This is a genomic window from Streptomyces sp. NPDC033165 (assembly GCF_055577965.1).
In genome coordinates, this window is the sequence record NZ_JBVIPK010000001.1 from 290,008 (window position 1) to 312,507 (window position 22,500).

Here is a 22,500-nt window from a genome sequence, read left to right on the forward strand (position 1 = left end):
ATGCGTAACCCTGTGGGCGGCCATGTACCGGTGGCGGGCGGTCTCGCCAAGGTCGGCCTGGAGTACGCCGGGGAGCTGGCGGCGGAGACCGTGCAGGTCTTCGTGGCCAACCCGCGCGGCTGGGCGACGCCCACCGGGAACCCGGCCCAGGACGAGCTGTTCCGCGCCGAGTGCGCGGCGGCCTCGATACCGGCGTACGTCCATGCCCCGTATCTGATCAACTTCGGCTCGCACACCGAGGCGACGGTCGAGAAGTCCGTGGAGTCCCTGCGCCACTCACTGCGCCGGGCCCGGGAGATCGGTGCGCTGGGCGTGGTGGTGCACACGGGGTCGGCGACCGGCGGGCGGCCGCGCGCCGAGGCGCTGACCCAGGTGCGGACCCACCTGCGGCCGCTGCTGGACGAGCTGACGCACGAGGACGATCCGGACCTGCTGCTGGAGTCGACCGCCGGGCAGGGGTTCTCGCTCTGCTCGCGGACCTGGGACTTCGGGCCGTACTTCGAGGCGCTGGACTCCCACCCGAAGCTGGGGATCTGCCTGGACACCTGCCACATCTACGCCGCCGGACACGATCTGACCGGCCCCTCGGGGATGCGGCAGACGCTCGATCTGCTGGTGGACACGGTCGGGGAGGGCCGGCTGAAGCTGATCCACGCCAATGACTCCAAGGACGTGGTGGGCGCCCACAAGGACCGGCACGAGAACATCGGCGCCGGTCATATCGGGGCGGAGCCCTTCGGGGAGCTGTTCACGCACCCGGCGACCGAGGGCGTACCGCTCATCATCGAGACGCCCGGCGGCAAGGAGGGGCACGCGGCGGACGTGGCCCGGCTGAAGGCCCTCCGCGAGACCCGTCGGAGCGAGGCCCGTCAGAGCTCGGGACCGTCCCCGGGCTCCTCCTGATACGAATAGCGCTGCTCGCGCCAGGGGTCGCCGATGTTGTGGTAGCCCCGCTCCTCCCAGAATCCGCGCCGGTCCGCCGTCATGTACTCGATGCCCCGGACCCACTTCGGGCCCTTCCAGGCGTACAGGTGGGGGACGACCAGGCGCAGCGGGAAGCCGTGCTCCGCGGTCAGCAGTTCGCCGTCCTTGTGGGTGGCGAAGAGGGCGCGCTCCGAGGCGAAGTCGGCCAGGCGCAGGTTCGAGGAGAAGCCGTACTCGGCCCACACCATCACATGGGTGACATCGGGTGCGGGCGGTGCCAGGTCGAGCACCGTGCGGGCGAGGACCCCGCCCCATTCGGCGCCGATCATGCTGAACTTCGTCACGCAGTGGAGATCGGCGACCACCGAGGAGAACGGCAGCGCCGAGAAGTCCTGGTGGTTCCAGCAGTGCTTGTCACCGTCGGCGGTGGCCCCGAAGACCCGGAACTCCCAGCGGTCGGGCTTGAACTTGGGAACGGGCCCGTAATGGGTGACCGGCCATCCGCGTTGCAGTCGCTGTCCCGGCGGAAGCTCGGACTGCTCTGATTCGCGGTATTCCCGGCTTTCCGGCTGACCCATGCCTCCATGGTGACAGACAGCCAGGGGTGGTCATGACCAGGGCAGACCCGCATCCGGGCAACTCGTACTAAGCGTGCACTTACTGGACGGCCGCTGAGCGCGGTGCGAGGATCTGGCCAACTTGCCAGATCGATCACCGGTTGGAAGGAGCCTTTGCCATGCAGGGCGACCCCGAGGTCCTTGAGTTTCTCAATGAGCAGCTGACCGCCGAACTGACTGCGATCAACCAGTACTTCCTGCACGCCAAGATGCAGGACAACTTCGGCTGGACGAAGCTCGCGAAATACACCCGGGCCGAGTCCTTCGACGAGATGAAGCACGCCGAGATCCTCACCGACCGGATCCTGTTCCTGGACGGACTGCCCAACTACCAGCGGCTGTTCCACGTCCGGGTGGGCCAGACGGTCACCGAGATGTTCCAGGCGGACCGCCAGGTCGAGGTGGAGGCGATCGACCGCCTCAAGCGCGGTATCGAGGTGATGCGCGGCAAGGGCGACATCACGTCCGCGAACATCTTCGAGTCGATCCTTGAGGACGAGGAGCACCACATCGACTATCTCGACACTCAGCTGGAGCTGGTCGAGAAGCTCGGTGAGCCGCTCTACATCGCCCAGCTGATCGAGCAGCCGGAGAGCTGAACGCTCAGGCCGCGTCGGAGAGGACCGGGTGGGCCGCGGAGGCGGCTGCGGGCTCCTGCCGCTGGTCGAGCAGCTCGCGGCGCGGGCAGTCGCCGCGCCCCAGCAGGGCCTGGATACGGCGCACACAGCCACCGCAGTCCGTACCGGCCTTGCAGGCCGAGGCGATCTGGCGGGGGGTGCAGGCACCGGCGTCCGCATGCTTCTTCACCTGCGCCTCCGTGATGCCGAAGCAGGAGCAGACGTACATGCGGTTCACCTCCCTGCGGGTCGGTCACTGGCGCCGCCCCGGGTCTCTGTCGGTGAGGCTAACCTAACCTTACCCGTCCCTCAAGTGGCGTAAAAGTCCTGGAACGGCCTGTGGGGCACGGATCACATCGATCCGTGCCCCACAGGTGCGTCCAGTGAGGACTTCTACTGGTCGCGGTACATCTCGGCGACGAGGAAGGCCAGGTCGAGGGACTGGCTGCGGTTGAGCCGCGGGTCGCAGGCCGTCTCGTAGCGCTGGTGCAGGTCGTCCACGAAGATCTCGTGGCCGCCGCCCACGCACTCGGTGACGTCGTCGCCGGTCAGCTCCACGTGGATGCCGCCCGGGTGGGTGCCGAGGCTCTTGTGGACCTCGAAGAAGCCCTTGACCTCGTCCAGGACGTCGTCGAAGCGGCGCGTCTTGTGGCCGGAGGCGGCCTCGAAGGTGTTGCCGTGCATCGGGTCCGTCACCCACGCCACGGTGGCGCCGGAGGCGGTGACCTTCTCGACCAGCTCGGGGAGCTTGTCGCGGACCTTGTCGGCGCCCATCCGGACGATGAAGGTCAGTCGGCCCGGCTCGCGCTCGGGGTCGAGGCGGTCGACGTAGCCGAGCGCCTCGTCGACGGTGGTCGTCGGGCCGAGCTTGATGCCGATCGGGTTGCGGATCTTCGAGGCGAACTCGATGTGCGCGCCGTCCATCTGGCGGGTGCGCTCACCGATCCAGACCATGTGTCCTGAGGTGTCGTACAGCTCGCCGGTGCGCGAGTCCGTACGGGTCAGGGCCGACTCGTAGTCCAGCAGCAGCCCCTCGTGCGAGGCGTAGAACTCGACCGCCTTGAACTCGGCCGGGTCGGTGCCGCACGCCTTCATGAAGTTCAGCGCGTTGTCGATCTCGCGGGCCAGGGCCTCGTAGCGCTGGCCGGAGGGCGACGACTTCACGAAGTCCTGGTTCCAGGCGTGGACCTGGCGCAGGTCGGCGTAGCCGCCGGTGGTGAAGGCGCGGACCAGGTTCAGCGTGGAGGCGGATGCGTGGTACATCTGCTTCAGCCGCTGGGGGTCCGGGATCCGGGCCTCCTCGGTGAAGGCGAAGCCGTTCACCGAGTCGCCGCGGTAGGTCGGCAGGGTCACGCCGTCGCGGGTCTCGGTCGACTTGGAGCGGGGCTTGGAGTACTGGCCCGCGATCCGGCCGACCTTCACGACGGGTACGGAGGCGGCGTAGGTCAGGACGGCGCTCATCTGGAGCAGCGTCTTCAGCTTGGCCCGGATGTGCTCGGCGGACACGGCGTCGAAGGCCTCGGCACAGTCGCCGCCCTGCAGCAGGAACGCCTCGCCCTTGGCGACGGCTCCCATGCGGGCGCGCAGCTGGTCACACTCGCCCGCGAAGACGAGCGGCGGATACGACGCGAGGTCCGCGAGTACATCGCGCAGCGCCTCGGAGTCGGGGTACTCGGGCTGCTGCGCCGCGGGAAGGTCTCGCCAGGTGTTGCCACCGGCGGCGGAGGTATTGGCGTTCACGGTCACGGACACAACATTACGGGGTCGCGCAGCCCCTCCATTCGAACGCTCAGCAGATGAGACGTGAACCTCGCACTCTGTGATGTCCCCGTGACGTCCGCTAGGGTTCGGTTCATGTCGACGCGACAGATCCGGATCTCGATTCAGAACTGGTGGTGGACCGCTCATCCGGCGGCCCGCTGATTCATCGCGCTGACACTTCGCGAAGGCCGCCCGAGGGGCGGCCCTTTCTGCTTTGAGCGGCCGTTCCTCCGTCCGGAAGGAACCTGCTCCCATGCCCCAGAACACGCCCCGCCCCGCCTCCGAACTCCTGCGTCGGCTGCTGGCCGACGACGCCCCGCCGTTCGCCCTGCTGCGCCGGCGTACGCCCGGCCGTGACCACGATCACGTGGAACTGCTGATCGGCGAGGTGCGGCAGGTGAACCGGCTGGCCGAGCTGCCGGTGGGCGCGTCGCCGGCGCTCGCCCTGGTGCCGTTCCACCAGATCGCCGAGCGCGGTTTCGACGTGCGCGACGACGGGACCCCGCTGAGCGTGCTGGTGGCGGAGGAGACGTACGAGCTGGAGCTCGCGCAGGTGCTGGCGGCGCTGCCCGCCCATGAGGTGACGGTGGAGGACCGGGGCTTCGATGTGGCGGACGACGTGTACGCGGACATCGTCCGGCGGGTGATCCGGGACGAGATCGGACAGGGCGAGGGCGCGAACTTCGTGATCCGGCGGACGTTCCGGGGCGAGATCCCGGGGTTCGGGCGGAGGGACGCCCTGGCGCTGTTCCGGCGGCTGCTGGCGGGTGAGCGGGGCGCGTACTGGACGTTCGTCGTGCACACAGGAGGCAGCGGTGCCGAAGGGGCCTCCGCTTCGGGGCGGCGGGCGACGGGCGGGCGGACGCTGGTGGGGGCCAGCCCGGAGGTGCACGTACGGATGTCCGGCGGGACGGTCGTGATGAACCCGATCAGCGGAACGTACCGCTACCCGGCCGAGGGGCCCACCCCCGAGAGCCTGCTGACGTTCCTCGGCGACCGCAAGGAGAGCGAGGAGCTGTCCATGGTGGTCGACGAGGAGCTGAAGATGATGTGCACGGTGGGCGACATGGGCGGGGTGGTGGTCGGGCCCCGGCTGAAGGAGATGGCGCACCTCGCGCACACCGAGTACGAGCTGCGCGGCCGGTCCTCGCTGGATGTGCGCGAGGTCCTGCGCGAGACGATGTTCGCCGCCACCGTCACCGGCTCGCCGGTGCAGAACGCCTGCCGGGTGATCGAGCGGTACGAGTCCGGGGGCCGCGGCTACTACGCGGGCGCGCTGGCCCTGCTGGGACGGGATGCCAACGGGGCGCAGACCCTGGACTCGCCGATCCTGATCCGTACCGCCGACATCGCTGCGGACGGCTCGCTGAAGGTGCCCGTCGGCGCCACGCTCGTACGGCACTCGGACCCGGAGAGCGAGGTGGCCGAGACCCATGCCAAGGCCGCCGGGGTGCTGGCCGCGCTGGGGGTGCGGCCGGGGCGGCCCGAGGCGGAGGCGGACCGTCCGCAGCTGGCGTCCGACCCCCGGGTGCAGGCGGCCCTGGACGACCGGCGCGGCTCGCTGGCCCCGTTCTGGCTGCGGATGCAGGAGCGCGCCCGGGATCTGGCCGGACACGCTCTGGTGGTCGACGGCGAGGACACGTTCACCGCGATGCTGGCCCATCTGCTGCGGGCTTCGGGGCTCGATGTGTCGGTGCGGCGGTACGACGAGCCGGAGCTGCGCGAGGTGGTCCGGGCGCACCCGGGGCCGGTCGTGCTCGGCCCCGGCCCCGGGAACCCGGGCGACCTCGCCGACCCGAAGATGCGGCTGCTGCGCGAGATCACCGCCGAGCTGGTGCGGGACCACCGGCACGGGCTGCTGGGGGTCTGCCTCGGGCATGAGCTGATCGCGGCCGAGCTGGGGTTGCCGATCGTGCGCAAGGCGGTGCCGTACCAGGGGGCGCAGACCCGGATCGAGCTGTTCGGGCGGCCGGAGACGGTGGGCTTCTACAACAGCTTCACCGGGCGGTGCGACGGCCCGGCCGCCGCCGAGCTGGCCGCGCACGGCATCGAGGTGAGCCGGGACGAGCGGAGCGGTGAGTTGCACGCACTGCGCGGTCCGGGCTTCGCCTCGGTGCAGTTCCACCCGGAGTCGGTGCTGACCGTGCGGGGCTCGGTGATCGTGACGGAGCTGCTGGCGGGGCTGCCCGTGCCGGGCTGAGGAACGGCTTCACGTCCTCGGCACGAGGACGTTCTCGCTGTGGCGGCGGGCCAGGTGGTCGGTGACGTTCTTGACGGTCGCGTCGATGATCTGGCCCACCGCGTCCTCGGTGTAGTACGCCTGGTGGGAGGTGACGATGACGTTGGGGAAGGTCACCAGCCTGGCCAGGGTGTCGTCGTCGATGCCCTCCAGGGACTTGTCGAGGAAGAACAGCCCGGCCTCCGCCTCGTACACGTCGAGTCCGACACCGAGGAATCGCCCGGCGCGCACTTCGGTGACCAGGGCGGCGGTGTCGATGAGGCCGCCTCGGCTGGAGTTGACGAGGATCGCGTCGTCCTTCATCGCCTTGAGGGCGGCCGCGTCGATGATGTGGTGGGTGGCGGGCAGCAGCGGGACGTGCAGGCTGACCAGGTCGGCCTCCGCGAGCAGCCGCTCCTTGTCGACGTACTCCATGCCCAGCTCGGTACAGGCCGGGTTCTCCACGACGTCCCAGCCGAGCAGTTTCATGCCGAAGCCGTGGGCGATCCGGGTGAACGCCTCACCGATCCTGCCCGTGCCGAGGACGCCGACGGTCCGGCCGCGCATGTCCCGGCCGAGGAGCCCGTCGAGGCGGAAGTCGAAGTCCCGGGTGCGGCTCGCGGCCCGGATGATGCGCCGGTTCACGGCCATGGCCAGGGTCCAGGCGAATTCGGCGACGGAGTACGGCGAGTAGTGCGAGACGCGGGCGACGCGCAGGGCGAGGCGTTCGGCGACGTCCAGGTCGATGTTGTTGAAGCCGGTGGAGCGCTGGGCGATCATCTGCGTGCCGCCCGCGGCGAGCGTCTGGAGCACCTTGCTGCCGAGGTCGGCGTTGACGCTGGTGGAGATGATCTCGTAGCCCGCCGCGATCGGGGCGGTGTCCTGGTTCAGGAAGACGTCCAGACAGCGGACCTCGTGCAGCCCCGCGAAGGCCTTCTCGATCAGGGGCTTCTCGTCGGACTGCACACCGAAGGCGAGGATTTCCACGGGTTCTCCCGATCTGGGGCGGTACACAAAGCAGGGCCGGACATACGCGGATACCGCGAATATACGGCCCTGCCCCCGGACCCGCCCGGGCCGAACGGCCCGGTCAGACGTCGTCGAGGCCGCGCTCGATCGCGTACCGCACGAGCTCCACCCGGTTGTGCAGCTGGAGCTTGCCCAGGGTGTTCTGCACGTGGTTCTGCACGGTGCGGTGCGAGATGACCAGGCGTTCGGCGATCTGCTTGTACGAGAGTCCCTTGGCGACCAGCCGCAGCACCTCGGTCTCCCGGTCGGTGAGCTGCGGGGCCCTGGGCTCGTCCGACGCGGCGGGTGCGGGGTCGGAGGCGAGCCTGCGGTACTCGCCGAGGACGAGTCCGGCCAGGCCCGGGGTGAAGACCGGGTCGCCGACTGCGGTGGAGCGGACGGCGTCGGTCAGCTCCTGGGTGGAGGCGGACTTCAGGAGATAACCGGTGGCGCCGGACTTCACCGCCTCCAGGACGTCGGCGTGCTCGCCGCTCGCGGAGAGGACCAGGACGCGCAGGCCCGGGTGGGAGCCGACGAGCTCCTTGCAGACCTGGACTCCGGGCATACCGGGGAGGTTCAGGTCGAGGACCAGGACGTCCGGCTGGGCCGCCCCGGCCCGGCGGACCGCCCCCGGGCCGTCCCCGGCGGTCGCCACGACCTCGAAACCGGACTCGGTCAGATCGCGGGCGACCGCGTCGCGCCACATCGGGTGGTCGTCGACGACCATGACCCTGATGGGCCGGTCGGGGGCTCCTCGCTGTTCGTCCTTGGGTGTGTACTGCGTGCTCATCGGGCCGATCCTGCCTTCCCCCGGGAAACCTTCGGTGCTTTGGGAACCTTCAACTCGACCTCGGTGCCCTGTCCGGGGACCGAGATCAGCTCTGCCGTGCCGCCCAGATCGCGCAGCCGGCCGCGGATGGACAGCGCGACGCCGAGCCGCCCCTCCCCCTCCGCCTGGGCGAGCCGCCCCTCCGGGATGCCGGGGCCGTCGTCCCGGACGGTGACGATCACCTCGTCCGGCTCGTCCTCGACCAGGATCCAGGCCTGCGCGTCCGCCCCCGCGTGCACCCGGACATTGTCCAGGGCGGCGCTGACGGCGGCGGCCAGCTCATGGGCGGCCGCGGCGGGCAGCAGCACCGGAGCGCCCGGCTCCGCGAAGCTGGTGCGGGCGCCCGCGTGCGGGGCGAGGAGGGTCCGCAGATCGCAGGTGGCGTCGTCGCCAGGCCCCTCCCCCTCGTCGACCGTACGGACCACGGCTCCCTCGGCGGCGTCCTCGGAGACCCGGGTGGGCGGGACCAGGCCGCTGGAGACCAGGGTGCGCAGGGCGACCTCCTGCTCCCCTGCCATCCGGCCCAGCTCGGCCGCCTCGCCGCCGAGCGCGGTGCCCCGGCGCTGCACCATGGCGAGGACCTGGAGCACGCTGTCGTGGATGTCGCGGGCCAGGCGTTCGCGTTCGCGGGTCGCCGCCTCGATCTCCAGGGCGCGGGCCAGGGTGCGTTCACTGGCCCGGGCGACCTCGACGACGTACCCGATGGCGATGGAGGCGACCCAGACCAGCAGGACGTTGTGGTAGGTGTCCCGGCTGGGCTCGCCGCGCTGGATGATGTTGGCGACGGCGACGAAGGTGGAGGCGAAGGCCGCCCACCGCCAGCCGCCCTTGATCGCGAAGGCGAGGACCGAGCCGGCCGTCCAGATCGACGGCAGCGTCGGGCCGTCGAACGACTGGGAGTCGAAGTCGGCGAGCGGGGTGAGCAGGATGCCGGTCAGCGCGACGACCAGGTCCGCGCCGAGGAAGCGTTTGGTGCAGCTCGCCGCCGAGCGGACCTTGGGCAGCGTGGCGAGCGTCCAGACGAAGAGGAACGCCAGATAGGCGACGGCCACCCAGGGCCGTTCGAACCTCTGCCCGCCGAAGTCGTCCTTCCCGAAGATCGCGAGCAGTACCGCGTAGATCATCGTCAGGACGCGGTAGCCCGTCAGCGCACGCCACAGCGGCAGCTCGACCGACATCCGTACGACCCGTTCACGCTTGGCCATGGCCCACCCCCCGGACGGTGAACGACGCGGTCAGGCGCCGGACCGTTCCGTTCCGTTCTCGTCGCGCGCGGCGGCCTGCCTCCGGTCGCGCTTGGCCTCCTCGGCCTTCGCCTTCGCCTCGTCGGCGATCTGGCGCTTGGCGGCGGTGGCGTAGATGTCCACGTACTCCTGGCCGGAGAGCTTCATGATCTCGTACATGACCTCGTCGGTCACCGAGCGCAGGATGAAGCGGTCGCCGTCCATGCCCTGGTAGCGGCTGAAGTCCAGCGGCTCGCCGATCCGGATGCCGGGGCGCATCAGCCTGGGCACCACCTGGCCGGGCGGCTGGATCTTCTCGGTGTCGATCATCGCGACCGGGATGACGGGGGCGCCGGTGGCCAGGGCCACGCGGGCGAGGCCGCCGGGCTTGCCCCGGTAGAGGCGGCCGTCGGGCGAGCGGGTGCCTTCGGGGTAGATACCGAAGAGGCCGCCGCTCTCGACGACCTGGATGCCCGCCTTGATCGCGGCCTCACCGGCGCCGCGGGCTCCGGAGCGGTCGACGGGGAGCTGGCCGACGCCCTTGAAGAAGGCGGCGGTGAGCCTGCCCTTCACCCCGGGTGCGGTGAAGTACTCGGCCTTGGCGATGAACGTGACCTTGCGGTCCAGCACGGCCGGGAGGAAGAACGAGTCGGAGAACGACAGGTGGTTGCTCGCGAGAATCGCCGGCCCCCGCTCGGGGATGTTCTCCAGGCCCTCCACCCACGGCCGGAAGGCGAGCTTCAGGGACCCGCCGATGGAGAACTTCATTGCGCCGTAGATCAACTGCTGTGCCTCCTGTGTGCTGTCGGTCAGACCTTAACCCGGGGCATCCGCGAGGCCGTGACGGCCCTGGTCGGTGTCGGTCCGGTCGCGTACGGTGAAGTCATCCGTCAAGCACTCCCCCAGGTGCGCGCACGCCCCCCGCCCCGTCCCACGAACAGGAGACCCTGGTGCCGGTCCTCCCTGGAGCCGAGCCGTTCCGCCACGAGGGCGGAGAGGTCGGCGTCCTCCTCTGTCATGGCTTCACCGGATCGCCGCAGTCGCTGCGTCCCTGGGCCGACCACCTCGCCGCGCGCGGGCTGACCGTCTCGCTGCCGTTGCTGCCCGGCCACGGGACCCGCTGGGAGGACATGGCGGTCACCGGCTGGCAGGACTGGTACGCGGAGGTGGACCGGGAGCTGCGGGCCCTGCGCGAGCGGTGCGAGCAGGTCTTCGTCTTCGGGCTCTCCATGGGCGGCGCGCTGAGTCTGCGGCTCGCGGCCAAGCACGGGGACGCGATCAGCGGTCTGGTGCTGGTCAACCCGGCCAACAAGGTGCACGGCCTCTCGGCGTACGCGCTGCCGGTGGCCCGCCATCTGGTGCGCACGACGAAGGGCGTGGCCGACGACATCGCGCTCCCGGGCGCCCACGAGGTGGGCTACGACAAGGTGCCGCTGCACGCCGCCCACTCGCTGCGGCAGTTCTTCCGGCTGGTCGACGGCGAGCTGCCCCAGGTGACGCAGCCGGTGGTGCTGCTGCACAGCCCGCAGGACCATGTCGTGCCGCCCGCGGACAGCGCCCGCATCCTGAGCCGGATCTCCTCCACGGATGTCACGGAGATCCTGTTGGAACAGAGCTACCACGTCGCGACGTTGGACCATGATGCGGAGCGGATCTTCGATGAGAGCTACCGGTTCATCGGCCGTCTCGCACCGAGCGTCGGGAAGAAGGGGAGCACGTCCGGTGGCTGAGCACGACGCGGAACGCCCAGGCGGCGACGAGGGGCGTGAACCGCGCCCCACGGAGCCCGCGGCCGTCCCGGAGGGGACGAAGCCTCCGGCGGCGGAGGGCGCTGAGCAGGAGCGGGCGATCGACGAGGACGCGGCCTGGGCCGCGATCGTCGCGGGGTACGGGGAGGAGCCGCCGGACCCGCCGGGCGCCAAGCCGTTCAAGTCGGTGGAGGACCTGGCCCTGCTGGAGGACGACCAGCGCAACGCGGTGGGCCCGCAGGACGGTCCGGCCGGGGGCCCGGCGGACAAGGGGTCCGGCAAGACGCCCCCCAAGCCTCCGGAGAAGAAGCCTCTCGGCAGCTCCGTCGTCTTCGCGCCCGGCGTGGCCGGCCCCCGCGACTACGAACTGCCCGAGTCCAAGGACGACGGCATCGACGAGCCGGACGACGGCGACGAGGGCCACTTCGTGCCCCCGGAGCCGCCGCCGCTGCCGGAGGCGGACGTCACGGCGAAGTTCGCCTGGCTCGCGGTGATCGGCGGGCCGGTGCTGATGCTGGTGGCGGTGCTGCTCCAGTGGGAGATGACGTGGTGGCTCACCACGCTCTGCATCGGCGGCTTCCTCGGCGGCTTCGCCACCCTGGTGGCCCGGATGCCGCACGACGATGACGACGACACCTACGGCGATCCGGGGCGCGGCGCGGTGGTGTGAGCGTCACCCGGCGGGCAGTCTGAGGGCGGCCAGGACCGGCAGATGGTCGGTGGCCGCCCTCAGGTCTGCCGCGGTCACCCCGGGCAGCCCGGCCGGGACGCCGCAGCCGAGCACCTCGATGCCCGGTGTCGCGAACACCGCGTCGATGCGCTTGCGCGGGTCGTTGGGGGGGAAGGTCAGCTCCTCGCCCCAGGGCGCCACGGCCCGGCAGTCCTGGAGCCGCCCGGCCAGACGTCTGAACGCCTTCCCGGTCGGTACGTCATTGAGGTCGCCGCCCGCCACGGCGTGTTCCACGCCCATCGACGCCAGCCGCTCCAGGAGCAGGTCCGCCTGGGCGAGGCGTTCGTCGCGCCGGAGGCTCAGATGGCAGCTCAGCACGCCGAGCCGGGTCCCGGCGATCCTCACCACGGCGGTGGCGAAGCCTCTGCGGTGCAGGCCGGGAGTGAGCGGCAGCAGGACGTCCTCGGTGCGCTCGACGGCCGCCCGCAGCGAGCACAGCAGCAGTGGCCCGGCGGCGGTCGCCCCGCCGCTGAGGACCACGAGGCCGCTGCTCTTCGCCAGCCGCGCCGCGGCCTTGCGCCAGCGGAAGAAGCGCGGGGCCTCCTGGACGAGGACGAGGTCGGGGGCGCAGGCGCGGATGACCCGGGCCAGGGCCGCGGTGTCGTCGTGCATCGAGCGCACGTTGTAGCTCAGCACTCTGATGACGGCTGAACCGTCCGGCTCGGTACGGGAGTCGGGCAGCGGCGTCAGGACCATGCGGGCCACGATACGACGGGCGCCCGCCGGGGCCCCGGAGGGCTGCGGCGGGCGCCTGATGCGTCGTACGGTCCTGCGGTGCGGGTGCGCTCAGCCCTGGCGGGCCAGGTCGGCGGCGCCCACGAGCCCTGCCTTGCCGCCGAGTTGGGCGGCGAGCACCTGGGCGTGCGGGCGCCACTCGCCGCCGATCAGCCAGCGCCGGAACGACTTGCGGATCGGGTCGAGGACCAGCTCGCCCTCGTCGGAGACGCCGCCGCCGACGATGAACGCGGACGGGTCGAACAGCGAGGCGAGGTCGGCCAGTCCGGAGCCGGCCCAGCGTGCCAGCTCGCGGAAGGAGTCGATGGCCACCGGGTCGCCCTGCCGGGCGGCCTCGCTGATGTGCTTGCCCTCGATGCCCTCCACCGTGCCGTCGCCGAGGCCGAGCAGTATGGCGGCGTTCTCGGGGGTGGCGTTGGCGCGCTGCTTCGCGTACCGCACGAGGGCGCGGCCGGAGGCGTACTGCTCCCAGCAGCCCTGGCTGCCGCAGCCGCAGAGCAGGCCGTCCGGGACGACCCGGATGTGGCCGAACTCTGCGGCCACGCCGAAGCGTCCGCGGCGCAGCTTGTTGCCGATGATGATGCCGCCGCCGAGGCCGGTGCCGAGCGTGATGCAGATGACGTCGTCGTGGCCCTGGCCCGCACCGAAGCGGTATTCGCCCCAGGCGGCGGCGTTGGCGTCGTTCTCGACGACGACGGGCAGGCCGACGCGCTGTTCGACCTTGTCCTTGAGCGGTTCGTGACGCCAGTTGATGTTCGGTGCGAACAGGACGGTGGCGCGCTTGTCGTCGACATATCCGGCGGCGCCGATGCCGACGGCCTCCACCTCGTGGCCCTCGCTCGCGCCGGCGACCGCCGCGCAGATCGCGTCGACGATGCCTTCGGCCGTCGGCGGGGTCGCCACCTTGAACGTCGAGAGGATCCGGCCCTCTTCGTCGACCACTCCAGCCGCGATCTTCGTGCCGCCGATATCGACGCCGATGGTGAGTCCCATGAATCCCTCAGTTCCGGTCGAGCCCCGCTAGGGGCAACCGTACCCGAGGCAGGGGCCCGGACCCGCCGGAGCGGGTCAGTCCAGGTCGATGCGTTCGGTGCCGGACGGGCCCTCGTCGCGCGGGTCGGACGGGTCCTCGGCGGCCTTCTTCGAGGGGCTCGTGGTGCCGGACGCGCCCTCGGTGGTGCGGGTCCAGCGGCTCTCCTGGCCCTCGACGGCGGAGCGGTAGGCGGCCAGCAGCTCGTTGCCCGCGGCGGCGAGGTGGTCGAAGAGCTCCGGGTTGCGCTCGATGACCGGTTCGACGGCGGACTTCGCCTGCCGGATGGCCTGCTGCACCGCGCCCTGGGCGGCGGAGCCGAGCAGCGGGGTCTGGAGCGAGGAGACCTTGTCGGCGACGGCGTCCACCAGCTTGCGCAGCTCCTCGGCGGCGGAGCCGGGCTGCGGGCCGTACTGGGCTCGGCGGCGGGCCTTCTCCGCTGCGAGGTCCTCGGCGCAGGCATCGGCCCACGCGTCGCCGTCGACGGGACGATCGGTGGCTTCACTCATGGCGGGCTCCTGCGACGCGGGCGGCCGACGGTCGGCCTGCCGTTCACGTACTACCGACGTTACCCGAACGGCCGCACCGCGTTCAGGAGGTGCGGGGCCACAGGGCCGGGTCCGGCGTGAACCGGACCCGCAGCACCCCGCCGGTCAGGGCCGCGCCGGAGACGGTGCACCGGCGCAGCGCGGAGGCGAGCCGCGCGATGCGGTGGAACGGTCCGACGGTCAGCAGGAGTTCGTCGCCCCGGCGGACCAGGCGCAGGTCCTCCTTGGCGGCGCCGGGCAGCGGCAGGCACCAGGTGAGGGTCGCCGTGCCGCCCTCGGCGTCCGGTTCCTCCTCGATCCACCAGGGGTCCTCGGCCCGGCCCGCCGGGCGGGCGTCCGGGGCGGGAACCTCCAGCTCGGCCAGGTCCGCCGGGCCCTGGAGCTCGCGTCCCTGGTGGGCGGCCTCGTGCACGGGAACGTCCGGGGCCCATTCCTGGTGCCAGTGGTCCAGGCACTTCTCCTGTTGGGCGGCGAGCCCGGCGAAGAACGGGTCGGAGGAGTGCCGGGGCAGTACGCGGGAGGCGACCAGCAGGTCGGCGCGCAGCCCGTGCAGGGCGAGCCCGGCGCGGGCGGCGCGCAGGGTGTCCTCGGCGGCGGGGCCCGGTTCGGCGACCAGACGGAGCGTGGTGGCCTCGTCCTCGATCAGGGCCTGTACGGCGGCCAGCTCGGTGTCCTTGCGGGCGGCGGCCTCGTACAGCCACTGGGCGGGCATGGGGACCCCGGCGAGCTGGGCGAGGACGGGGCGCAGGGCGCGGGCGGCCTGGCGTTCGGCGGGCAGCAGCCGGCGCAGATAGCGGCGCAGCTGCCCGGGGAGGGCGAGCAGGGCGAGGGCGTCGGGCAGCGGCGGGAGGTCGACGACGAGGGTGTCGTAGCCACGGGTGGACCAGTCGCCCGCGGCGGCGCGGTGCAGGGTGTGCAGCAGCGCGAACTGCGGGGAGCCGGGGAGTTCGGTGATCTCCTCGCCCTCCAGCCGTCCCGCGCCGAGCAGGTCCAGGACACCGGAGGCGCGCTTCTGGAGTTCGGTGAGTTCGGCGCGGAAGTGCTCGCCGGAGTCGATCCGGGCGTGGTCGAGACCCTCGGTGACCTCGGTGGGCGCCGTGCCGTCGGGGAAGCCGGGTATGGCCTCGGCGGAGATCAGGAGGGTGCGGCTGCCGCCCTCGGCCGCGGCCAGCGCGCTCGCCGCGGCGACGGTGGTGCGGCCCGCGCCGCCGGGGCCGGTGACCAGGACCGTACGCACGGCTCTCAGGCCTGCGGGACGGACTCGACGCGCTTCTTCAGACCGGCGAGGGCACGGTCGATGATGACCTTCTCGGCCTTGCGCTTGATCATGCCGAGCAGCGGGATCTTGACGTCGACGGCGAGCTTGTAGGTGACCTCGGTGCGCTGGCCGCCGCCGAGCGGGGTGAGGGCGTACGTACCGTCCAGGGAGCGGAGCATCTGGGACTTGACGAGGGTCCAGCTGACCTCGTTCTCGCTGGTCCAGGTGTAGGAGAGGACGTGGTCGTCCTTGATCGCTCCGGCGTCCAGGACGAGTCGGACCTGTTCGGCGCGGCCCTGGTCGTCGGTGGAGAGGACCTCGGCCTCCTTCACTTCGCCGGTCCACTCCGGGTAGCGGGCGAAGTCGGCGATGACGCCCATGACGTCGGCCGGTGCCGCCTCGATCGTGATGTTCGAGCTGGTGTGTTCAGCCATCGCCGTGGCCCTCCAGTGCGGTGTAACCGGTCGCGTTCGGCAGAAGCCTGCCGCTGTGCAGGCTATCGCGTGCCCGGGGCGCCCCGGTCCACGGCCCGGCTGCCCGCACTCACCAGCTCAGCGCCCAGGGCGTTCCGGTCGAGGCGAAGTGGCCGACGTTGACGCACTCGGTGGTCCCGATCCGCATCCGGCGGACCAACGGCTGGTGAACATGGCCGAAAAGCGCGTACCGGGGGCGGGTGGTGCGGATCGCCTCCAGCAGGGCTCGGCTGCCGCGTTCGAAGCGGCGGGCGACGGTGTCGTACGTCAGCTCGGGGACCTCGGGCGGGATGTGCGAGCAGAGGACGTCGACCGGGCCGAGCGCCTCGACCTTGGCGGCGTACTCCTCGTCGCTGATCTCGTACGGGGTGTTCATCGGGGTCTTCAGGCCACCGCCGACGAAGCCGAAGACGCGGCCGCCTATCTCCACCCGCTCCCCGTCCAGCACGGTCGTGCCCGGGCGGGCGTACTCGGGCCAGAGGTCGGGGACGTCGACGTTGCCGTAGGTGGCGTACGTCGGAGTGGGGAAGGCGGCGAAGAGTTCGGCGTACTGCCGGCGTACTGCGCCGAGGATCTCGGTGTGGCGGTCGCGGCCCGCCCACAGCTCGCGGCCGAAGGCGCGGGCCTCCTCATACCGGCGGGCGGTGCGCAGCGCGACGATGCGGCTCGCGTTCTCCTTGCCGAAGAGTGCGGGGAAGATACCGCGCGAGTGGTCCCGGTAGTCGAGGAAGAGCACCAGGTCACCGAGGCAGATGAGGGCGTCGGCGCCGTCCCCGGCGCGGGCCAGGGCCTCGGCGTTGCCGTGCACATCGCTGATCACATGGATCCGGGTCGACCTCCCGGTCCGGTCCCGGCTGTCCGGTTCGCTGCCTCGCATGGGATCACCCTAGAGCGCCCCTTCCAACGCTGGGTAGACCGTTCCGGACCTGCGGTTACTTCCGAGTCGTCACAGCAGTGGACTACTGTGCGCGAAAGGGCCATTTATATGTGTGATGCATAAGACATCTGGCCGGAACCCCCTATCCGGAACCGAGTACTGGTGGGTAACGTCCGGGCAGTCCAGTCGTGCTCACCCCACTGAGCACCCGCCATTCTTGGACCGCAGCCGGTGCGTCACACAGAGCCGTGGCACCGGAGCCCGATGAGGAGCAGCAGTCTTGCGCGAGTTCAGCCTTCCGGCCCTGTACGAGGTCCCGACGGACGGCAATCTGACGGATCTCATCCGCCGCAACGCCGCTCAGCATCCCGAAGTCGCGGTGATGAGCCGCAAGGTGGCCGGTGTCTGGACGGACGTCAGCGCCACCCAGTTCCTGGCCGAGGTGCGAGCCGCCGCCAAAGGGCTGATCGCCTCGGGCGTGCAGCCCGGCGACCGGGTCGCCCTGATGTCGCGCACCCGCTACGAGTGGGTGCTGCTGGACTTCGCGATCTGGAGCGCCGGCGCGGTGACCGTGCCGGTGTACGAGACCAGCTCCGCCGAGCAGTTGCAGTGGATCCTCGGTGACTCCGGGGCGGTGGCGGTGCTCGTGGAGAGTGACGCGCACGCGGCGGCCGTGGCCTCCGTGCGGGACTCGCTGCCGGAGCTGACGCAGGTCCGGCAGATCGACGCGGGCGCGGTCGAGGCGCTGGTCGAGGCCGGGGCCGAGGTCTCGGACGAGACCATGGACCTGCGGATGGTCAGCGCCAAGGCGGACGACCCGGCGACCATCGTCTACACCTCGGGCACCACGGGCCGCCCCAAGGGCTGTGTGCTGACGCACCGCAGCTTCTTCGCGGAGTGCGGCAACGTGGTGGAGCGGCTGAAGCCGCTGTTCCGTACGGGCGACTGCTCGGTGCTGCTGTTCCTGCCCGCAGCCCATGTGTTCGGCCGACTGGTCGAGGTGGCCTCGGTGATGGCGCCGATCAAGCTCGGCTGCGTGCCCGACATCAAGAACCTCACAGAAGAGCTGGCCTCGTTCCGGCCGACGCTGATCCTCGGTGTGCCCCGGGTCTTCGAGAAGGTCTACAACGCGGCCCGCGCCAAGGCGCAGGCGGACGGCAAGGGCAGGATCTTCGACCGGGCCGCCGACACGGCGATCGCCTACAGCCGGGCGCTGAGCACCCCGCAGGGGCCTTCGCTGGGGCTGAGGCTCAAGCACAAGCTGTTCGACAAGCTGGTCTACGGGAAGCTGCGCGCGGTGCTCGGCGGCCGGGGCGAGCACGCGATCTCCGGCGGCGCCCCGCTGGGCGAGCGGCTCGGGCACTTCTACCGGGGCATCGGCTTCACGGTCCTGGAGGGCTACGGCCTGACCGAGAGCTGTGCGGCGACCGCCTTCAACCCGTGGGACCGGCAGAAGATCGGCACGGTCGGCCAGCCGCTGCCCGGTTCGGTGGTGCGGATCGCGGACGACGGCGAGGTGCTGCTGCACGGCGAGCACCTGTTCACCGGCTACTGGAAGAACGAGTCGGCGTCCGTCGAGGCGCTGGCGGACGGCTGGTTCCACACCGGTGACGTCGGCACGCTGGACGAGGACGGCTACCTCGCGATCACCGGCCGCAAGAAGGAGATCATCGTCACGGCGGGCGGCAAGAACGTCGCCCCGGCGGTGATCGAGGACCGCATCCGCGCCCACGCGCTGATCGCCGAGTGCATGGTCGTCGGCGACGGCCGCCCGTTCGTCGGCGCGCTGGTCACCCTGGACGAGGAGTTCCTGGGCCGCTGGGCCGAGGAGCACGGCAAGCCGGCCGGTTCGACGGCGCTCTCGCTGCGCGAGGACCCGGAGCTGCTGGCCGAGGTGCAGCGGGCGGTGGACGACGGGAACGCGGCCGTCTCCAAGGCGGAGTCGGTGCGCAAGTTCCGTATCCTGCCGGCCCAGTTCACCGAGGAGGCGGGCCACATCACGCCGTCGCTGAAGCTGAAGCGGAACGTGGTGGCGAAGGACTTCGCGGACGAGGTCGAGTCGATCTACCGCGCCTGAGCGCTACGGAGAAGGGGCCCGCGCCCGTGACGGCGCGGGCCCCTTCCGCGTACTCACAGCAGTGTCTTGAGCTTCTCCGCCAGCAGGTCCCAGCGCCACTTCTCCTCGACCCAGGCCCGGCCCCGCTCCCCCATCCGCTGCCGCAGCTCCGGGTCCCCGAGCAGCGTGACGATCCGGTCCGCCGACTCCTCGGCGCTGCCGCCGCGCACCACCCACCCGGTCTCGCCGTCCAGCACCGCGTCCGGAGCGCCGCCCGAGTCGCCGGCCACCACGGGCAGTCCGGTCGCGGACGCCTCCAGGTAGACGATGCCGAGGCCCTCCACGTCGAGGCCGCCCCGCCGGGTCCGGCAGGGCATCGCGAAGACGTCCCCGGCCCCGTAGTGCGCGGGCAGCTCCGCCCACGGCACGGGCCCGGTGAACCGTACCGAGTCCTCGACGCCGGTCTCCGCCGCGAGCCGCCTCAGGTCCTTGGCGTACGGTCCGCCGCCGACGATCAGGAGCACCGCGTCCGGGATCTGCGCGAGGATCGCGGGCATGGCCAGGATCAGCGTGTCCTGGCCCTTGCGGGGCACCAGGCGCGAGACGCAGACGATCACCGGGCGGTCGGAGAGCCCGAGGCGGGCGCGGACCCGGTCGCCGCCGGACGCCGGGTGGAAGGTCTTCTCGTCGACGCCCGGGGGCAGTTGGACCATGCGGTCGGCGGCCTCGGGGGTGAGGGCGGACGCGATCCGGGAGCGGGTGTACTCACCCAGATAGGTGATCGTGTCCGTGCCCTCGCCGATCCGGCGCAGCAGCTGCCGGGAGGCGGGCAGCTGGGCCCATCCGGCCTCGTGCCCGTGGGTGGTGGCGACGAGCCGCCGGGCGCCGGCGCGGCGCAGGGCCGGGGCCATCAGTCCGAGCGGGGCGGCGGCGCCGAACCAGACGGAGGTGCAGCCGTGTTCGCGCAGCAGGGCGGTGGCCCGCCGGGTGACGCGCGGGGTCGGCAGCAGCATCGTCGTACGGTCGCGGACGACGGTGAACGGCTGCTCGGCGTCGAAGGCGGCGGTGGCCTCCACTCCCTCGGCGCTCCGCTTCCAGGTGGAGGCGTAGACGACGACCCGGTCGGGGTCCAGCCGCAGCGCCATGTTGTGCAGGAACGCCTGGATGCCGCCGGGGCGGGGCGGGAAGTCATTGGTCACGATCAAGGTCTTGTCCATCGCGGCCGACAGTACCGAACGGCCGCGCTTCACCGCTGACGCCGTCTCCCGGCGGCATCATGGGCCGCCGGGAATCCGGCGGGACAGGACACCCCCTGGGGCGGGCGACGACGGGACGGCGATGACGGGACGAGGACCCACCGGCACCGGGCCGTGGCCGTACGTGGTGTGGGCGCTGAGCCGGGTGTGGCTGCTGCTGTGTGCGTTCAAGGCCGTTGCCGTGCCGGGGCCGGACGTCACGGTGGACGTGTCGGTGATCTACCGGGGCTGGTACGAGGTGCTGCTGACGGGCACGTATCCGCTGTCCGACGTGACCTGGCAGTATCCGCCCGGCGCCGCCCTGGCGATCCTCTCCCCGGCCCTGCTGCCGTTCTGGGAGTACGCGACGGCCTTCGTCGTGCTGGTGCTCCTGTGCGACGCGCTGGTGCTGGGGCTGCTGCTGTACGCGGGGCGGCGGCCGGGGATGCGGGCGGCGGGGGCCTGGGTGTGGATCGCGGGGGTGCCGCTGCTGGGGCCGACCGTGTACGCCCGCTACGACCTGATGGTGACGGCGGTCGCGGTGGCGGCGCTGCTCGCGGGGGTGCGCAGGCCCCGGGCGCTGGGGGCGCTGGCGGCGTTCGGGGCGCTGCTGAAGGGATGGCCGGTACTGCTGCTGGTGGGGGTGCGGAAGGGGCGGCCGACGCGGGCGGCCTGGTCGGCGGCGGCGCTCGCGGCGGGCGGGCTGGCGCTGTCCTTCGCGCTGTGGATGCCGGGGGCGTTCGCGTTCCTGGCCTTCCAGCGGGACCGGGGCACCGAGGTCGAGTCGCTGGGGGCGCTGGTCCTCCACGTGGCGCGGCGGTTCGGCTGGGAGGGCCGGGTGGAGCTGCGCTACGGCTCGCTGGAGTTCGTCGGGCCGCACGTGGAGCTGGTCTCGGCGCTGGCGCTGTGGCTGGGTGTCCTGGCGCTGGGCTGGCTGCTGCTGTGGCGGCTGCGGGCCCGGACGTTCGCGGTGCACACCCCGGCCGAGGCGGCGTTCACGGCGGTGCTGCTGTTCACCGTCACGAGCCGGGTGATCAGCCCCCAGTACGTGGTGTGGCTGGTCGGCCTCGCGGCGGTGTGCCTGGTCTTCCGGGGGGCCGCGATGACCCTGCCCGCCGTGCTGGTCGTGGTGGCGGCGGGGGTGACGCTGCTGGAGTTCCCGATCGGCTTCGGCCATGTGGTGGCGAGCGACCTGTGGGGCGTGACGCTGCTGTTCGTCCGCAACGGGCTGCTGGTGGCGGCCTCGCTGCTCGCCGCGCGGCGGCTGTGGCGGTCGACGGTGCCGGGCGGGGGCCCGAAGGCTTCGGCGCGCCCGGTGGGCGGCGGTCAGCCGAGCCGGGTTCCGAGGTAGTCGCGCCAGTCGGCGGTGAACTCTTCCGGGGTGGTGCCGAGCACCGCGTCCATCGCCTGCTCCACCGCCCCTTCACGCCCCGGATGGGCCCCCACGGCCGCGTAGAAGGCGATCAGCTTCTCCTTGCCCCACTTCTCCGCGATCAGCGCGCAGGCCAGCCAGCCGCCCTCGTAGGCCCGGGCGAGCTTCGCGGGGTCCCCGTCGAAGCCGAAGTCCCGGTCGGCGGGGAGCCCGGCGGGCGTCTCACCGGCGTGGACGGCGGTGGTCAGTTCGGGGGCGACGACGTCGGCGGGGCGGTCCTCGCCCCGGTAGGCCGCCCAGTCGGCGAAGCCCTCGGAGAGCCAGACGGGGGTGGCCGTCGAGGTGCTGGTCCGGGTGGCGACATGGGTCGTCTCGTGGGTCAGGACGATCCGCTGCCCGAAACTGCCCAGGGTGGCGTATGCCTGCGGGTTGACGATCACCCGGTCGGCGATGGCCGGGGGCTTGCCGGTGCCGCCGCCGACCTCGCCGGTGGTGACGGCCGCTATCCCCCGGTAACTGGCCTCCGGCGAGCCCAGCAGCCGTGCCATGTCCTCCACGGAGTCCGGGACGAGCACCACCACCCGGCGGTTCCAGGGCCGGGGCCAGGCGTCCGAGACGGCCGGTACGGCGAGGTCCACGGTGTCGGCGATCCGGCGCAGCTCCTCCTCGGTCCGTCCGACGCCCAGGACGATGCTGTGAGCGCTTTCCACGACCTCCACGTCCCCCTGCTGCCACAGCTGCCCCGAGGAGCCCTTGGCGGGCCGGTCGGCGGTGATGTACCAGCGCCCGCCGTCGCGCATCAGCTCCAGGGTGCGGCGGGTGGTGACCGGGGCGGTGTCGTAGCCCTTGATCCGGTAGCGCAGCTCCACCTCGGCGGTGGCCCAGTCGCCGTCCTGCCCTCCGATGTCCTTCACCTCGTACGTCCAGGACTTCAGGGGTACGTCGGCGAGGTTGGCGAGCTCGGTGCGCTGGACGGCCCGCAGCTTCTCGGCGTCGGGGGCGAGGGCGTCGAGGTAGCCCGCCGGGTCGCGCGCCAGGACGGCGGTGGCCCGGCCGTCCAGTACGGCGGTGATCTCCCCGGCGGTGAGGGAGGTGCGGGTCTCCTCGGGGGCGGCCGTGCAGGCGGACGCGGTCAGCAGGGCGGCGAGCACGAGTCCCGCCGCTCGCCGCCGTCCACGGGGGCCTCCCCGTCGCACATCAGGTCTGCGTACGGCCACCCTGCCGATCGTACGGTCAGATCC

At 71.8% G+C, this 22,500-nt stretch carries 23 protein-coding genes; 8 read left to right on the forward strand and 15 right to left on the reverse strand.

Going from position 1 to position 22,500, the window contains the following annotated elements; all coding sequences use genetic code 11:
* Positions 1 to 903: a deoxyribonuclease IV gene (locus ACZ5WC_RS01345; RefSeq protein WP_468538819.1), complete on the forward strand. Its 903-nt coding sequence runs from the start codon at positions 1 to 3 to the stop codon at positions 901 to 903.
* Here the strand turns inward: ACZ5WC_RS01345 and ACZ5WC_RS01350 are convergent.
* On the reverse strand, positions 870 to 1,502 hold the full coding sequence (locus tag ACZ5WC_RS01350; RefSeq protein ID WP_311119206.1) for a sulfite oxidase-like oxidoreductase: 633 nt from the start codon (positions 1,500 to 1,502) through the stop codon (positions 870 to 872). The two genes, ACZ5WC_RS01345 and ACZ5WC_RS01350, sit on opposite strands and share 34 nt — an antisense overlap.
* A gap of 158 nt (positions 1,503 to 1,660) precedes the next feature.
* Between ACZ5WC_RS01350 and bfr the strand changes: the two genes are divergently transcribed.
* Complete coding sequence (bfr, locus tag ACZ5WC_RS01355; protein WP_007451289.1) at positions 1,661 to 2,140, forward strand: bacterioferritin; 480 nt, start codon at positions 1,661 to 1,663, stop codon at positions 2,138 to 2,140.
* A 4-nt stretch (positions 2,141 to 2,144) separates the two neighbouring features.
* On the opposite strand, the gene ACZ5WC_RS01360 is transcribed toward bfr, so the two are convergent.
* Both ACZ5WC_RS01360 and ACZ5WC_RS01365 read right to left on the reverse strand, forming a co-directional pair.
* A complete protein-coding gene (locus tag ACZ5WC_RS01360; RefSeq protein ID WP_096629317.1) occupies positions 2,145 to 2,387 on the reverse strand; it encodes a (2Fe-2S)-binding protein in 243 nt (80 codons plus the stop codon).
* A gap of 164 nt (positions 2,388 to 2,551) precedes the next feature.
* The gene (locus ACZ5WC_RS01365; protein WP_468539388.1) at positions 2,552 to 3,898 is read right to left on the reverse strand and encodes a class II 3-deoxy-7-phosphoheptulonate synthase; all 1,347 of its coding nucleotides are present in this window, start codon (positions 3,896 to 3,898) and stop codon (positions 2,552 to 2,554) included.
* A 114-nt stretch (positions 3,899 to 4,012) separates the two neighbouring features.
* Between ACZ5WC_RS01365 and ACZ5WC_RS01370 the strand changes: the two genes are divergently transcribed.
* Together ACZ5WC_RS01370 and ACZ5WC_RS01375 are read left to right on the forward strand one after the other, a co-directional pair.
* Complete coding sequence (locus ACZ5WC_RS01370; RefSeq protein WP_107403777.1) at positions 4,013 to 4,081, forward strand: trp operon leader peptide; 69 nt, start codon at positions 4,013 to 4,015, stop codon at positions 4,079 to 4,081.
* 91 nt (positions 4,082 to 4,172) lie between these two features.
* Complete coding sequence (locus ACZ5WC_RS01375) at positions 4,173 to 6,119, forward strand: anthranilate synthase family protein (protein ID WP_468538821.1); 1,947 nt, start codon at positions 4,173 to 4,175, stop codon at positions 6,117 to 6,119.
* 9 nt (positions 6,120 to 6,128) lie between these two features.
* Here the strand turns inward: ACZ5WC_RS01375 and ACZ5WC_RS01380 are convergent, their stop codons facing one another.
* From ACZ5WC_RS01380 to ACZ5WC_RS01395, 4 genes are all read right to left on the reverse strand, one after another.
* Entirely contained in the window at positions 6,129 to 7,124 is a 996-nt protein-coding gene (locus tag ACZ5WC_RS01380; RefSeq protein WP_468538822.1) for a 2-hydroxyacid dehydrogenase, read from the reverse strand.
* Between the two features lie 103 nt (positions 7,125 to 7,227).
* A complete protein-coding gene (locus tag ACZ5WC_RS01385) occupies positions 7,228 to 7,935 on the reverse strand; it encodes a response regulator (protein WP_468538824.1) in 708 nt (235 codons plus the stop codon).
* A complete protein-coding gene (macS, locus tag ACZ5WC_RS01390; RefSeq protein ID WP_468538825.1) occupies positions 7,932 to 9,179 on the reverse strand; it encodes a MacS family sensor histidine kinase in 1,248 nt (415 codons plus the stop codon). Before macS ends, ACZ5WC_RS01385 begins: the two co-directional genes overlap by 4 nt.
* Positions 9,180 to 9,209: 30 nt before the next feature.
* Entirely contained in the window at positions 9,210 to 9,980 is a 771-nt protein-coding gene (locus ACZ5WC_RS01395) for a lysophospholipid acyltransferase family protein (RefSeq protein ID WP_468538826.1), read from the reverse strand.
* Between the two features lie 167 nt (positions 9,981 to 10,147).
* Between ACZ5WC_RS01395 and ACZ5WC_RS01400 the strand changes: the two genes are divergently transcribed.
* A complete protein-coding gene (locus ACZ5WC_RS01400) occupies positions 10,148 to 10,927 on the forward strand; it encodes an alpha/beta hydrolase (protein ID WP_096629307.1) in 780 nt (259 codons plus the stop codon).
* On the forward strand, positions 10,920 to 11,615 hold the full coding sequence (locus ACZ5WC_RS01405) for a hypothetical protein (RefSeq protein ID WP_468538827.1): 696 nt from the start codon (positions 10,920 to 10,922) through the stop codon (positions 11,613 to 11,615). The genes ACZ5WC_RS01400 and ACZ5WC_RS01405 overlap by 8 nt, the downstream gene beginning before the upstream one ends.
* 3 nt (positions 11,616 to 11,618) lie before the next feature.
* On the opposite strand, the gene ACZ5WC_RS01410 is transcribed toward ACZ5WC_RS01405, so the two are convergent.
* From ACZ5WC_RS01410 to ACZ5WC_RS01435, 6 genes are all read right to left on the reverse strand, one after another.
* On the reverse strand, positions 11,619 to 12,371 hold the full coding sequence (locus ACZ5WC_RS01410; protein ID WP_468538828.1) for an endonuclease/exonuclease/phosphatase family protein: 753 nt from the start codon (positions 12,369 to 12,371) through the stop codon (positions 11,619 to 11,621).
* A gap of 90 nt (positions 12,372 to 12,461) precedes the next feature.
* Positions 12,462 to 13,403: an ROK family glucokinase gene (locus ACZ5WC_RS01415; protein WP_311119213.1), complete on the reverse strand. Its 942-nt coding sequence runs from the start codon at positions 13,401 to 13,403 to the stop codon at positions 12,462 to 12,464.
* Between the two features lie 75 nt (positions 13,404 to 13,478).
* A complete protein-coding gene (locus tag ACZ5WC_RS01420) occupies positions 13,479 to 13,949 on the reverse strand; it encodes a DUF5304 domain-containing protein (protein WP_311119214.1) in 471 nt (156 codons plus the stop codon).
* Positions 13,950 to 14,031: 82 nt separating this feature from the next.
* Positions 14,032 to 15,225, reverse strand: a complete 1,194-nt coding sequence (locus ACZ5WC_RS01425) for an ArsA family ATPase (protein ID WP_468538830.1) — start codon at positions 15,223 to 15,225, stop codon at positions 14,032 to 14,034.
* A 5-nt stretch (positions 15,226 to 15,230) separates the two neighbouring features.
* Positions 15,231 to 15,680, reverse strand: coding sequence for an SRPBCC family protein (locus ACZ5WC_RS01430; RefSeq protein ID WP_468538831.1), 450 nt, complete (start codon positions 15,678 to 15,680; stop codon positions 15,231 to 15,233).
* A 109-nt stretch (positions 15,681 to 15,789) separates the two neighbouring features.
* The gene (locus tag ACZ5WC_RS01435; RefSeq protein WP_468538832.1) at positions 15,790 to 16,596 is read right to left on the reverse strand and encodes a metallophosphoesterase family protein; all 807 of its coding nucleotides are present in this window, start codon (positions 16,594 to 16,596) and stop codon (positions 15,790 to 15,792) included.
* Between the two features lie 280 nt (positions 16,597 to 16,876).
* Between ACZ5WC_RS01435 and ACZ5WC_RS01440 the strand changes: the two genes are divergently transcribed.
* Positions 16,877 to 18,673: an AMP-dependent synthetase/ligase gene (locus ACZ5WC_RS01440; protein ID WP_468538833.1), complete on the forward strand. Its 1,797-nt coding sequence runs from the start codon at positions 16,877 to 16,879 to the stop codon at positions 18,671 to 18,673.
* 53 nt (positions 18,674 to 18,726) lie between these two features.
* Here ACZ5WC_RS01440 and ACZ5WC_RS01445 read toward each other — a convergent pair whose 3' ends face one another.
* The gene (locus ACZ5WC_RS01445) at positions 18,727 to 19,869 is read right to left on the reverse strand and encodes a glycosyltransferase family 4 protein (protein ID WP_468538835.1); all 1,143 of its coding nucleotides are present in this window, start codon (positions 19,867 to 19,869) and stop codon (positions 18,727 to 18,729) included.
* Positions 19,870 to 19,990: 121 nt separating this feature from the next.
* On the opposite strand from ACZ5WC_RS01445, the gene ACZ5WC_RS01450 reads away from it, so the two are divergent.
* Complete coding sequence (locus ACZ5WC_RS01450) at positions 19,991 to 21,238, forward strand: glycosyltransferase 87 family protein (RefSeq protein WP_468538836.1); 1,248 nt, start codon at positions 19,991 to 19,993, stop codon at positions 21,236 to 21,238.
* On the opposite strand, the gene ACZ5WC_RS01455 is transcribed toward ACZ5WC_RS01450, so the two are convergent.
* Positions 21,214 to 22,410, reverse strand: coding sequence for a Cif family virulence factor (locus ACZ5WC_RS01455; protein WP_468539389.1), 1,197 nt, complete (start codon positions 22,408 to 22,410; stop codon positions 21,214 to 21,216). The genes ACZ5WC_RS01450 and ACZ5WC_RS01455 overlap by 25 nt on opposite strands.
* Between the last annotated feature and the right edge of the window lie 90 nt (positions 22,411 to 22,500).